We start from the raw sequence: 12809 nt of genomic DNA on the forward strand, positions 1-12809 counted from the left end.
CAGGAAGAGAACCTCAGGATCGAGACCGCCTCTGGGCTATTTTGAGCACCAGCACCCTGATCCGTTTTCTGCTGCTGTTTGCCAGTGGCTGGGCCGCGATTCAGCTGCTGGCCTACTTTGAGGTGCTGGTGGTAGTGTTTGTAACCGCCACTATTCTGGCATTTTTGCTGAACTACCCGGCCAGCTGGCTCAGCCAGTGGATGCCGCGTGGAGTGGCGGCGATCGCGGTATTTCTGACCTGTTTAGCTGTTGTCACTGGCCTTTCGCTGACGCTGGGCATGGCTGTAGTCTCACAGGGTCAGCAGCTGGCCGCTAGCGTGCAAAATTTTTCTGCCTCAGTCACCCCCTGGCTTGGCAGTTTCGAAGATCTTTTAGAGCGGCTAAATCTTCCTATCAATTTACAGGGTCTAGAACCTCAGCTGCAAAATCAGGCCGTAGCGATTCTCACCACAGGGCTGGGGCTACTGCAATCAACCCTGGCTAACCTAGTGCTCGCCATCCTAATTGCAGTAGTTACCCTGTTCATGATGCTCGATGGAGCCAAGATTTGGTGGTGGTTACTCAATCATTTACCCATCCGCAATAAAATCCGGTTCAACACCGTAATTCAGCACAATCTGCTGGGATTCTTTTGGGGGCGTCTGCTGCTGGCCGTGTTTTCTATTACCACTACCTTTGTGGTATTCGCGATTTTAGGCATGCCCTTCCCGCTTGTGCTGGCCTTTATTGCTGGTTTGTTTAATCTAATACCAGGGATTGGTGCCACATTGGGAATAGGAATAGTGACGTTACTATTGCTATCACAAGGCGTGTGGTTAGCCATTCAGGCGGTCGTCATTTGCGTTGCGGTAGAACAGGTCGAAGAAAACCTGCTGCTGCCCTACGTCATGAAAGATTCTTTAGACATTAACCCAGTAGTCATGTTTTTTGCGCTAATTGTTGGTGCGACTGTAGCAGGGGTACTGGGGCTTTTTTTGGCGGTACCCGTCGCTGGGGTAATCATTACCTGGCTCGATATTGAAGCTATGCGGGGCAAACCCAGCCAAGACTAAAAACAGCCGAATCTGGCACAGGTAAACCAATTTACCAAGTCCAGCTCAGGATCTGTAGTTTTCTCACCGGTAGTACTCTACTTCTGGACTTGGATAGGGTTTAAACACGCCATCAGCCGATAAGCTAGAACACTGAACCCCCTTGGTGATCTCCTGAGACTTATGCCCAACGCTGCTCCGCCAGATTCCTCTATTCCTCAGGGGAAGCGGCTGCGCTTTACCCAGGCTCCCCTATCCTGGCTGTATGCCCTCTGGAAGTTCTGGCGACCCCATACCGTCATCGGCACCAGCCTCAGCGTGCTAGGCATTGCCGCCATTGCGCTAGCCGACCTAGGGAGTGATGATATTCCGGCCCCTGGGCTACTTCTGAAGATAGTAGGGTTGACCGTAGCGGCCTGCCTACTGGGCAACCTCTACATCGTCGGGCTTAACCAACTCGAAGACATTGCTATCGATCGCGTCAACAAGCCCCACCTGCCCCTGGCCGCCGGCGAATTTTCGGTTGCTGATGGCAGCTTGATCGTAGCTGCGGCGGGCCTGGGAGCTATAGTACTAGCCCTGCTTGGTGGCCCCTGGCTGCTGGCCACTGTGGGCCTCAGTCTGGCTATTGGCACGGCCTACTCGCTGCCGCCCCTGCGGCTGAAGCGGTTTCCCTTTTGGGCTTCGGTGTGCATTCTGTCGGTACGGGGGGCGATTGTAAACCTGGGCTTGTTTCTGCACATCAGCGATCGCCTGAATCTTTCTCTCACGGTGCCGGGCAAAGTTTGGGCGTTGACGGTCTTCATTCTGCTATTTAGCATCGCCATCGCTCTATTCAAAGATATTCCCGACATTGAGGGCGATCGCCGCTACGGCATTAGTACGCTATCGCTAAAGCTGGGACAGCGCACTGTGTTCAAGCTGGCCCTGGGTATACTTACCCTCTGCTATCTGGGTATGGCCCTGGCGGCTCCCTGGCTGACTGGTATCAATCAACAATTTTTGGCTGGCTCACACCTGCTGGTGCTGGCGCTGCTGTGGTGGATAAGCAGGCGGTCACCCTACACCGGCCAAGCGGCTATCGGGCAGGGCAAATTGACCTATCCCCAGTTCTACCAGTTCATCTGGAAATTGTTTTTTCTGCAATACCTCATATTTCCCCTGGCCTGCTGGCTAGTCTAAGCTCAGTAGCCTAGCGTAAAGGACCCTAGCGCCATGTACGACTGCATTATCGTAGGGGCTGGCCCAGCCGGAGCCACCGCTGCCTACCATCTCAGCAAAGCAGGCCACCAGGTACTGCTGCTCGATGCCGCCAAACTGCCCCGCTATAAGCCCTGCGGCGGCGGCGTATCGCCTCAGGTAGCTGAATGGTTTGACTTTGACTTCTCCCCAGCTATTTCTGTCAAGGTCCGCAAGGTTCGCTATACCTTTAACTTCAGCGACCCGGTTGAGGCCGAGTTGCCTGCCGAAAAGGCGCTTTGGATGGTGCGACGCGATGAGTTTGACCACTTCATCGTCCAGCAGGCTCAAAAACAGGGGGCTACCCTGTGGGATGGCACCAAAGCCCAGGGGATTGAAAATTTAGTTGACCACTGGCAGGTCAGCACCAGCCAGGGGCCGGTGCAGGGGCGCTTTCTCATCGCGGCCGATGGGGCGAGGGGGGCGATGGCTAAGTGGTTAGGCTTCCCCAACCGCAACTATCAGCTAGCTGCCGCCCTCGAGGCCGAACCCCGCCTGGAAGTTCCCCAAGATCCGGTGGTTCATTTTGACCTGGGACTGCTTCAACAGGGATACCTGTGGAACTTTCCCAAAGCCGATGGCTACTCCATTGGGGGCGGGGTGTTTCGCTCTGGGGCACAGCGCAAGCAGGATCTGCGCACTCCGGTGGCCGACTATGCCGCCGCGTTTGATGTCGATGCCAGGGCTGTGCAGCACTTTGGCCACCCCATTTTCCTTTGGGACGGCCCCCAAACCCTCCATACCCACCGAGCCGTGCTGGCGGGGGAAGCCGCCTGCGTGGTAGACCCCTTCACGGCTGAGGGAATTCGGCCCTCTATCTTTAGCGGTATGAAGGCAGCCGAGGCGATCGCCCAGGCAATTCAGGGCCGCGATACCGCCCTAGCAGACTACACCCAGACCATGAACAAAGAATGGGGGGAGGAAATGCGCTGGGCCAAGCGCCTAGCCCGTTTAGTTTACCAGGCCCCTAACCTAGCCTACCGGGCAGGGGTGAAGCGTCCGTCCAGTACCCTCACTATGGTCAAGGTATTTTGTGGGGAAGTGAGCTACAGCGAAGTAGCTAACCGCGCGATTCACCGCCTGAGTGCCGGGCTGTTGTCTTAGTTCTGTGGTCTTATTCCATAAACCGAAACAAAAGCAAAAGCCAAGGCAATTTTGCCTTGGCTACTAGTTGTTCAACGTGAAAGCTAGCGAATGCCCAAAGACGCGATCGCACCCTAGCCAATCGCATCCATGATCTTGAACATCGGTAGATACATCGAGATCAAAATCGAGCCCACCATGCCACCTAGCACAACAATCATTAGCGGCTCCATAACGCTGGTCAGCGCTTTCACCGCCTGCTCAACCTCATCCTCATAGAAGTCAGCTACCTTCATCAGCATGGCGTCCAGTTCCCCGGTCTCTTCTCCAATGCTGATCATTTGAATGGCCATGGTTGGAAAGACCGCATGCTTTTGAAGCGCCAGACTGATCATGCCGCCGCCCTGCACATCTTTACGGGCTTCATCTACAGCCTCAGCAATCACCTGGTTACCAGCCGTATCGCGCACAATTTCTAGGGCCGTCAAAATAGGCACCCCCGACTTCGACAGTGAGCCAAACGTGCGGCAGAAGCGAGCTGTAGCTGTTTTTTGAATCAGGTCGCCAAACAGGGGCATCTTGAGAGACAGTCGGTCAATCACTCGACGGCCATTCAAGGTAGCGTAGTATCGCCTGTAGGCAAAGCCCGCCGCCGAAATTCCCGCTACCATAAACACCCAATTCAGGGGCTGGCGTAAAAAGCGGCTAATCATCATCATGACCTGCGTAAAGACCGGCAGGTCAGCACCAAGATCCTCAAACATGTCGGCAAAGATCGGCAGCAAAAATACCGTCATACCGACAAAGATAATCACAGCCAAAAACCCTACCGTCACCGGGTAAGCCATGGCCGACTTAATTTGGTTCTGTAATCGGGCTAGATCTTCCAGCAGTTTGGCCAGGCGGTTTAGCACCTCATCCAGTACACCACCAACTTCCCCAGCCTGAATTAACGCCACATAGAGGTTATCAAAGCAGGCCGGATGCTTGCGCATAGCGTCTGACAGGTTGGTACCCTGCTGTACATCAGCATTGATTGCCAGCAGCGCCTTCTTCAGTTTGGGGTTAGTGCAGTCATCTGCCAGTACCCCCAAGCCCCGTACCAGGGCTACCCCCGCATTGACCAGAGCCGCAAACTGCCGAGAAAAGATGGCCTTATCTTTTACGGTCACCTTAGTCATGGAGGTTTTGATACTCTCCAGGTCAAGGTTGAACCCAGACTCCTCCTTCAGGTCCATTACGTAGAGGCCCTGATCTTTGAGAAGATTACGGGCATCGCTAGGAGTCTCAGCGGAAATGCGCTCTTTGCGCTGGGCTCCGCTGGTATCGCGACCAATGGCAACGTAGGTAGGCATAGCTCAATGGCTCAGTGGCTTAAAGTACTGCAATTATAGCGATGGGTTCGGTTTGCCGAACCCGCTAGATCTACCCGAACTCGCGTGCTTTGTGCTTCAAGGCGCTAGTGGCGACCCGCCGCCGCCCCTTGACGTGCAGCAGCATTGGGTGTCGGTGCTCCCCCAATCAGTCTTTGCAGTTCGTCAGGGCGAGAGGTCTTAGACATGGCCGCCTCAAAGGAAATTGTGCCTGCCTTGTACAGGTCGGCCAGCACTTTCTCCAGGGTTTGCATAGCCAGTTTACCTCCAGTCTGAATCGCGCCATAAATTTGAGGGGTTTTGCCCTCTCGAATCATGTTGGCAATAGCGGGGGTAATGACCATAATCTCTTGCGCCATAACGCGGCCATACTCGCCAGGTTTGACGTTCGCCTTAGGTACCAGGGTCTGACTCAGCACCGCTACCAGCGAGCCTGACAGCTGCACTCGAATCTGCTGCTGCTGTTCGGGGGGAAACACATCAATCATCCGGTCAACGGTTTGCGCCGCCGAACTGGTGTGCAACGTACCGAACACAAGGTGGCCTGTTTCTGCGGCTGAAATGGCCAGCGAGATAGTTTCTAGGTCCCGCATCTCACCTACCAGAATGACATCAGGGTCTTCCCGTAGGGCGGCGCGCAGGGCATTGGCAAAACTCTTAGTATCTTCCCCAATTTGGCGTTGGTGAATCAGGCTCTTAATCGGCTCATAGACAAACTCGATCGGGTCTTCCACGGTCAGAATATGCTCGGGTCGAGTCATATTGATGTTGTTGATCATCGAAGCCAGGGTAGTCGACTTACCAGACCCGGTTGGCCCCGTCACCAGAATAAGCCCACGCGGCTTCTCCGATAGCTCTCGGACAATGTTGGGCAAACCCAGCGTTTCCATGCTGGGAATCTTGGAGCTGAGCGCCCGCAAACAGGCCGCGTAAGTGCCCCGGTCTTTGTAGACATTGACCCGAAAGCGAGCCAGACCCTTAACGCCGTAGGAGCAATCGAGTTCCCAGGTTTGCTCAAGCTGCTTACGCTGAGTGTTGTTAAGCATGCTGAAAATCAACCGCTGACACGACTCGGGAGTCATTGGTTCGTGCTCGGTGGGCGTCAGTTTGCCGCTAATGCGGATATAGGGGGGCAACCCCGCCGATAGGTGTAGGTCAGAGCCGCCTCGCTCAATAACCTCTTCCATCAAGTCTTCAATCATCAATTCCATAGAATTACCTCATGGGGGGAAGGAATGTAAGAGAATGCAGCGTTAGAGCAGTTTAGGCGAAGTCAAAAGAATGGTTAGTGCCCCAAGGCCCAGTGCTGGTAACAAGATTCCCAGTTTGAAGTGAAATGCTGTCAAGAGCGTGAGTCAACAAACCGCTAATCTTGAAAACGGGGGGTGAGACAGTAGGGACAGTCGAGCCAGTCTTGCTGAAGCTCGGCTGCACAGCAGGCACAGGTTAGAGAAGCCTTGCGCTTGGCCTTGAGTTCGGCCTCTAGACCTGTATCGGTAAAGGTTACCCGTTCCACTTCATCAAGGGTGGTATACCCCTGGCGCACCAGGTTTAGACTGTAGGCCAGCAGCGTCTGCATACCGTCTTCGACGGCAGCCTCTTTAATGACTTCGGTAGGTGCTCCTTCAGAAATTAGCTTCTGCAGCCGCTCAGTCACGCGCAACACTTCGTAAACCCCAACTCGGCCTTTGTAGCCACCGCCCTGGCAGAGCGAGCAGAGAGTGTTGTTTTCTTTGGCGGTAGCAATCTCTTCGGCCGTCAGCGTGTTGGCTTTGTAGAAAGTGATATCTGCCTCAGAGGCGGCAGCGAGGCCAAAGTGAGCTAGCTCTTCGTGGCTAGGGTGATAGGCAATACGACAATCAGAGCAGACTTTTCGCACCAGGCGCTGGGCCAGTACCCCAATTAGAGCGCTGGAAACCATGAAAGATTCAACCCCCATTTCATCGAGGCGGGCGATCGCACCAGCGGCATCGTTAGTGTGCAGCGTCGTCAGCACCAGGTGCCCGGTCAGGGCCGCTTCGATCGCCGTTTTAGCCGTTTCGCGATCGCGGGTTTCACCCACCAGAATGACGTCAGGGTCTTGCCGCAAAAAAGCGCGCAAGATCGAGGCAAAATCCATCCCTTTTTCACGGATTACCTGCACCTGGGTCAGACCTGGCAGGGTATATTCAATCGGATCCTCGGCGGTGCTGATATTGATGCCGGGGTCGTTCCGCTCTGAGAGAACTGAGTACAGGGTAGTGGTTTTACCTGAGCCAGTTGGGCCTGTCACCAGGAGGAGGCCAAAGGGGCGCGAGGCCATATCCTGCACAATGCGCAGCGAGTCAGGATCCGTAATCAGCTTGTCGAGGCCGAGTTGAGTGGCGGAGTTGTCGAGAATTCGCAGCACAACCTTTTCACCGCAGCGGCTGGGTAGAGTATTGACCCGAAAGTCAACCTTACGGCCCTGAAACACCCGCCGAATTCGGCCATCTTGGGGAGCTCGGCGCTCAGCAATATCTAACTCAGCAATGATCTTAAAGCGAGCGGTAACGGCGGGGATAATCTTTTTGGGCATTTTGGGCAGAGCTTCCTTGAGCACGCCGTCTTTACGGAAGCGCACCCGCAGAAACTCTTCCTGAGGCTCAACGTGAATATCAGAAACGCCTTCCTGCAGCGCCTTGGCCAAAATTTTGTTGACTAGGGCAATTACCGGAGCTGCACCGGCATCTTTTAGGGCCGCTCCCAGGTCAGCCTCTTCGTCAATAACGTCTTCTAGGCTGCCATCGCCGAAGTCGAGTTCTTCTAAGTTGGTATTGACATCGACGGCGGCGTCTAGCTCTTCTTTTTTCTGCTTGGCGACCGCATCGTCTAAATAGGTTGACATCAACCGCTGATAGTCTTCAACGGTGATCACCATGCGCTTGAGAGCCATATTCTGGGGCCGCAGAATCCGGTTGAGATCGTCCTGGGCCTCCAGATTCTCAGGATCCACCATGGCTACCAGCACGGAGGAAGTCTCGCTCTCGTTTTTCGATAGCGGCACTAAGCGATGACGACGGCAGATGTCGACTGGCACTAGGGTGTCAATCAGGTGGCCGATCTGGGCTGCGGAGATGTTGTCGAGTTCTGGATCGAGCGACTCAACGCCATACAGAATTTTAAGCTCGAAGAGCTGCTGCTTCTTGTACTGGCGCAGCAGTTCGGGAGAGAGTTGCTGCCCGGTAAGAGATTCAAGGACATCAGTTAGCGACTGCCCACTTTTGCGGCTCTCTGCCAGGGCTTTTTGCATCTGCTCAGAGTCAACATAGCCCGCCTGAATGAGCTTGTTGCCAAAGGGCGAAAAGCTCCGCTGGAGTACCAGAGCTCTTCGGGAGGAGGAGGAATTAGTCATAGCGCTGATGCCAAAATACTGATGTGAAGAAGGCTTGAACCCAATCCTATGCAGGCAGTATGCCCTAAACGGGAGGCTGCACCTACTGGTTAGCGCGATCGCCAGCCCACCCGCGTTGACCCCGTAGTTTCGATAATACCCTTATCCAATTTATCTGCACCATGCCGGGCGCTGCCGGTCGCCTGACGTCAGGGCCTGATGCTGAGGCTAAAGAACTTGCAGCGGTGAAACCCGCAATCCACGATAGAATTAGAGACAGTGCTAAAGTCAAACCATCACAGCAGATTGAGTTTCTGTTGAGGTAGGCTTTAAGCCCAGACTAAAGATGTTGCATTCACCGTCGGGTTACGTATCAGCATGGTTGACGACATTCACCACCCCGAACACGATCCAGCTTCTGATCCTGAAGCGATCGAAGAACTCCTTGAGGCAGACGCCGTTGATATCGACTTTGACGAAATGGTCGAGGCGGCGGCAGCGACCGTTGACCCTGCCGAACAACCTACCGCAGCGGGGAGCAGTGTTGATGCGGCCGTTGTGGCCGACCTGGAACGTCAGGTAGCAGGGTTAAAGGCTCAGCTCGAAGATCGGGCCAATCAGTCAATGCGCATTGCTGCCGACTTTGAGAACTATCGCAAGCGCACCAGCAAAGAGAAAGACGAGCTAGCTACCCAAATCAAAGGCGACACCATCATTGAGTTGTTGCCGGTTGTCGATAACTTCGAGCGGGCGCGATCGCAGATCAAGCCGCAAACCGAAGCCGAGATGACCATTCACAAAAGTTATCAGAGCGTTTACAAGCAGCTTGTCGAAACCCTCAAGCGCCTAGGGGTTTCAGCTATGCGCGCCGAGGGGCAAGAGTTTGACCCGCTGCTGCACGAGGCCGTTATGCGCGAACCTACCGCCGATCATCCTGAGGGGGCCGTGATCGAAGAGTTTGTGCGAGGCTATCAGTTGGGCGATCGGGTGCTACGTCACGCCATGGTGAAAGTAGCTGCTCCGCCAGAAGATGGCCCCAATAACGTCGATTTAGCAGAGGGGAGCGCATCCTAACAAATCCAGATCAGTCAGTATTCAATGCGCTATAGCGCTGATCCAAATTCTCTAGATAGAGGGCAAGAGCACTCTATACTTCCCTAGTCTGAGTATGTACCCTGAAAATTGCTGCCCCAAACGATAACTTCACGAGTGTAAGCGGGCAACCTAGTCACATTAGTCCGGATATCAAGCAATCTGGACCGATTTTGAAAGGGTATAGCGAACGATTAAGTGAGCACCGTGGGCTATGGGTAAAGTAATTGGTATCGACTTAGGAACAACCAACAGTTGTGTTGCCGTGCTAGAAGGCGGCAAACCGGCTGTCATTGCCAGCACTGAGGGGGGGCGTACAGTACCCAGCATTGTTGGCTTTGGTAAGAATGGTGAACGACTGGTGGGCCAATTAGCCAAACGCCAGGCAGTTACTAATGCCGAAAATACGGTTTACAGCATCAAGCGATTTATTGGTCGTCGCTGGGATGATACGGAAGCAGAACGCAGCCGTGTTCCCTACGTTTGCGTTAGCGGACGTGACAATACAGTTGACGTGCAGATTCGCGGTAGGGCGTTCACCCCCCAAGAAATCTCTGCCATGATTCTGCAAAAACTCAAGCAGGATGCAGAAACCTATTTAGGTACAGAAGTGACCCAGGCGGTCATTACTGTACCTGCCTATTTTACCGACGCCCAGCGGCAGGCTACCAAAGACGCTGGTACCATTGCGGGTCTAGAAGTACTACGTATCATTAACGAGCCTACGGCAGCCGCCCTATCATACGGGCTTGACAAGCAGGATCAAGACCAGATTGTGCTGGTGTTTGACCTCGGGGGCGGCACTTTTGATGTCTCTATATTGCAGCTCGGCGACGGTGTTTTTGAGGTTAAAGCCACCGCTGGCAACAACCACCTTGGGGGCGACGACTTCGATAACTGTATCGTTGAATGGATGACGGCCGCTTTTCGCGAGGCCGAGGGCATTGATCTTTCCGCCGATCGCATGGCGCTCCAGCGCATTCGTGAAGCGGCTGAAAAGGCCAAGATCGAGCTGTCGAGTATGCCTTCGACCTCGATTAATCTACCCTTCATTACAGCCGATGAGTCGGGGCCAAAGCATTTAGAAATGGCCCTTACGCGCGCGCAGTTTGAGCAGTTTGCCTCGGAGCTAATCCAGGCTACTCTAGAGCCCGTCAAGCAGGCGCTTAAAGATGCTGACCTCAGCCCCGATGCGATCGCTCGCATTCTTTTGGTCGGTGGGTCTACCCGCATTCCGGCGGTGCAGCAGGCTATTAGCGCCTACTTCAACGGCAAAGCGCCCGATCGCTCCGTGAACCCTGATGAGGCTGTTGCCTTAGGAGCGTCAATTCAGGCGGGGGTACTGGGGGGCGAGGTCAAAGATCTGCTGCTGCTCGATGTTACGCCGCTCTCTCTGGGGATCGAAACCCTAGGGGAGGTGTTTACCAAAATCATCGAGCGCAATACCACCATTCCTACCAGCAAGTCCCAGGTATTTTCTACCGCTACCGACGGCCAAACCTCTGTTGAAATTCATGTCCTGCAGGGCGAGCGGGCGATGGCCAAAGATAACAAGAGCCTGGGTAAGTTTGAATTGACGGGCATTCCTCCGGCTCCGCGCGGGGTGCCGCAGATTGAGGTCTCTTTTGAAATTGATGCCGACGGTATTCTCAAGGTGGCAGCCCTCGATAAGGGGACTGGTCGCGCCCAGAGCATTTGCATTACTAACACGGGTGGCCTCAGCGATGGTGAGGTTGACCGCATGCGTCTAGAGGCCGAAACCTACGCCGACGAAGACGGGCGGCGGCGGCAGCTGGCGGAGCTCACAAACCGGGCCGACAACCTGTTCTACAGCTATGAAGCTACTCTGCGCGACCATGGTGGCCTGCTCAATGATCTAGCTCGGGCCGATCTAGAAGAGAAGGCCAATGAGTTGCGGGCAGCTACCCAGTCCCCCAGCATTGATGTTGGCACCTTCCAAGCGTGTATTGATGCGCTGCAGTCGGCTATCTTTGCCATTGGTACCAATGTTTATCGCGATGCCGACGGTAGCGTCGATGTCGATATGGATATTGAGACAGCTGATTTTGCCAACGTTGAGGCCGGAGCCGATGGCTATGATGAGGCTACCTACGACGGCGGCTCAGAGCTAGATGCTACCGTTACGGCTGACTATGAAGCCATTGACTAAAGTTGGGGCTGGGGCGGGTATCACCCCTGGTCAAAGTGGGCACTCCTTTTAAAATGGTTTAATGTTTGATTGTTGCTGGAGTTGTCTAGGTAGCCCTCTATGGCCCGTGATTTCTATGACATTCTAAGTATTTCGCGCAACGCCGACCAGGATGAGATTAAGCGGGCCTATCGCCGATTGGCCCGCAAGTACCACCCGGATGTCAACAAGGATCCTGGGGCTGAAGATACCTTTAAAGAGATCAACCGGGCCTACGAGGTGCTTTCAGAACCTGAGACTCGGGCTCGCTATGACCGCTTTGGGGAGGCCGGAATAGGGGCTGGCGCTGGTGGCTACCAAGACTTTGGTGACATGGGCGGCTTTGCCGATATCTTTGAGAGCTTTTTTAGCGGATTCTCGGGTGGCGTAGGCCAGGGTAGTCGGCGGCGAGGACCGACGCGAGGTGATGATCTCCGCCTCGACTTGCGCCTCGATTTTAAGGAAGCTGTATTCGGTGGCGAAAAAGAGATCAAAATTAGTCACTTAGAGACCTGCGGCACCTGCACAGGCAGTGGTGCCAAGCCCGGTACACGTCCTACGACCTGTGGTACCTGTGGTGGCAGTGGGCAGGTGCGTCGGGCCACTCGCACACCCTTTGGCAGTTTTACTCAGGTATCGGCCTGCCCCACCTGTAGCGGCACTGGGGAAGTCATTGAAGATCGCTGTGAGGTGTGCGGCGGCAGTGGTCAGACTCAGGAAACTAAGAAGCTTAAAATTACTGTGCCGGCAGGGGTTGATAATGGCACCCGGCTGCGGGTGTCTGGCGAAGGCGATGCTGGACTGCGGGGCGGCCCGGCAGGCGATCTGTATGTTTACTTGTTTGTAGCTGAAGATGCGGCCTTTAAGCGCGACGGCATCAATATTCTCTCTGACCTGAAAATTAGCTATTTACAGGCTATTTTGGGCTGTAAGCTCACCATTGATACCGTTGATGGACCCGAAGAGCTTGACGTGCCAGCGGGTACTCAACCTGGGACCGTTCTCACCCTTGACAATCGTGGGGTGCCTAAGCTGGGTAATCCAGTGAGCCGGGGCGATCATCTAATCACCGTTCAGGTTGATATACCGACTCGACTCAAGCCCGAAGAGCGCGAGCTCGTCGAAAAACTGGCGGAGATTCGCGGCGATAAAGTTAATCGAGGCGGTATTGAAGGCTTTTTAGGGGGGTTATTTCGAGGATGAGTCATTCAGCATCTACCCCCATAGATAGTCAGTTGGACCTGCGGGGTACCCCCTGCCCAATTAATTTTGTGCGTACCAAGCTTCAGCTTGAAAAGATGCCTCCAGGAGCCCTACTAGAAGTGTGGCTTGATGCTGGGGAACCTGTAGAACAGGTTCCCGATAGCTTAACCATGGAGGGTTATACCGTAGAGCACCTGGAGGACTGCATTGACTATTTTGTTCTGCACGTGCGACGTCCGGCTTAGGTA

The 12809-nt window shown here is 54.5% G+C and carries 10 protein-coding genes; 7 read left to right on the forward strand and 3 right to left on the reverse strand.

What is annotated here, in order from left to right; all coding sequences use genetic code 11:
- Positions 1-41 precede the first annotated feature (41 nt).
- From ACQ4N7_RS00370 to ACQ4N7_RS00380, 3 genes are all read left to right on the forward strand, one after another.
- Entirely contained in the window at positions 42-1052 is a 1011-nt protein-coding gene (locus tag ACQ4N7_RS00370) for an AI-2E family transporter (protein WP_430709642.1), read from the forward strand.
- Between the two features lie 162 nt (positions 1053-1214).
- A complete protein-coding gene (locus ACQ4N7_RS00375) occupies positions 1215-2213 on the forward strand; it encodes a homogentisate phytyltransferase (RefSeq protein WP_430709643.1) in 999 nt (332 codons plus the stop codon).
- Positions 2214-2246: 33 nt separating this feature from the next.
- Complete coding sequence (locus tag ACQ4N7_RS00380) at positions 2247-3374, forward strand: geranylgeranyl reductase family protein (protein ID WP_430709644.1); 1128 nt, start codon at positions 2247-2249, stop codon at positions 3372-3374.
- A gap of 113 nt (positions 3375-3487) precedes the next feature.
- On the opposite strand, the gene ACQ4N7_RS00385 is transcribed toward ACQ4N7_RS00380, so the two are convergent.
- The 3 genes from ACQ4N7_RS00385 to ACQ4N7_RS00395 form a co-directional block, all read right to left on the reverse strand.
- Entirely contained in the window at positions 3488-4708 is a 1221-nt protein-coding gene (locus ACQ4N7_RS00385; protein WP_430709645.1) for a type II secretion system F family protein, read from the reverse strand.
- 104 nt (positions 4709-4812) lie between these two features.
- Positions 4813-5937: a type IV pilus twitching motility protein PilT gene (locus ACQ4N7_RS00390; protein ID WP_106866578.1), complete on the reverse strand. Its 1125-nt coding sequence runs from the start codon at positions 5935-5937 to the stop codon at positions 4813-4815.
- Positions 5938-6092: 155 nt separating this feature from the next.
- Positions 6093-8099, reverse strand: a complete 2007-nt coding sequence (locus tag ACQ4N7_RS00395) for a GspE/PulE family protein (RefSeq protein WP_430709646.1) — start codon at positions 8097-8099, stop codon at positions 6093-6095.
- 357 nt (positions 8100-8456) lie between these two features.
- Between ACQ4N7_RS00395 and grpE the strand changes: the two genes are divergently transcribed.
- The 4 genes from grpE (at position 8457) to ACQ4N7_RS00415 (ending at position 12806) form a co-directional block, all read left to right on the forward strand.
- Positions 8457-9152, forward strand: a complete 696-nt coding sequence (gene grpE / locus ACQ4N7_RS00400; protein ID WP_430709647.1) for a nucleotide exchange factor GrpE — start codon at positions 8457-8459, stop codon at positions 9150-9152.
- Positions 9153-9384: 232 nt separating this feature from the next.
- A complete protein-coding gene (dnaK, locus tag ACQ4N7_RS00405) occupies positions 9385-11340 on the forward strand; it encodes a molecular chaperone DnaK (protein WP_430709648.1) in 1956 nt (651 codons plus the stop codon).
- A 99-nt stretch (positions 11341-11439) separates the two neighbouring features.
- Entirely contained in the window at positions 11440-12561 is a 1122-nt protein-coding gene (dnaJ, locus tag ACQ4N7_RS00410) for a molecular chaperone DnaJ (protein WP_430709649.1), read from the forward strand.
- Positions 12558-12806: a sulfurtransferase TusA family protein gene (locus ACQ4N7_RS00415; protein ID WP_430709650.1), complete on the forward strand. Its 249-nt coding sequence runs from the start codon at positions 12558-12560 to the stop codon at positions 12804-12806. The genes dnaJ and ACQ4N7_RS00415 overlap by 4 nt, the downstream gene beginning before the upstream one ends.
- Positions 12807-12809 lie beyond the last annotated feature (3 nt).

The sequence above is a fragment of the Nodosilinea sp. AN01ver1 genome (genome assembly GCF_050565655.1).
Taxonomy (GTDB): Bacteria; Cyanobacteriota; Cyanobacteriia; order Phormidesmidales; family Phormidesmidaceae; genus Nodosilinea.

What these genes read in the sequence shown, in the direction of transcription:
- ACQ4N7_RS00380 (WP_430709644.1), top strand. Translation starts at nt 2,247, where the DNA reads ATGTACGACTGCATTATCGTAGGGGCTGGCCCAGCCGGAGCCACCGCT.
- ACQ4N7_RS00375 (WP_430709643.1), top strand. Translation starts at nt 1,215, where the DNA reads ATGCCCAACGCTGCTCCGCCAGATTCCTCTATTCCTCAGGGGAAGCGG.
- ACQ4N7_RS00385 (WP_430709645.1), bottom strand. Translation starts at nt 4,708, where the DNA reads ATGCCTACCTACGTTGCCATTGGTCGCGATACCAGCGGAGCCCAGCGC.
- dnaK (WP_430709648.1), top strand. Translation starts at nt 9,385, where the DNA reads ATGGGTAAAGTAATTGGTATCGACTTAGGAACAACCAACAGTTGTGTT.
- ACQ4N7_RS00390 (WP_106866578.1), bottom strand. Translation starts at nt 5,937, where the DNA reads ATGGAATTGATGATTGAAGACTTGATGGAAGAGGTTATTGAGCGAGGC.
- ACQ4N7_RS00395 (WP_430709646.1), bottom strand. Translation starts at nt 8,099, where the DNA reads ATGACTAATTCCTCCTCCTCCCGAAGAGCTCTGGTACTCCAGCGGAGC.
- grpE (WP_430709647.1), top strand. Translation starts at nt 8,457, where the DNA reads ATGGTTGACGACATTCACCACCCCGAACACGATCCAGCTTCTGATCCT.
- ACQ4N7_RS00415 (WP_430709650.1), top strand. Translation starts at nt 12,558, where the DNA reads ATGAGTCATTCAGCATCTACCCCCATAGATAGTCAGTTGGACCTGCGG.
- dnaJ (WP_430709649.1), top strand. Translation starts at nt 11,440, where the DNA reads ATGGCCCGTGATTTCTATGACATTCTAAGTATTTCGCGCAACGCCGAC.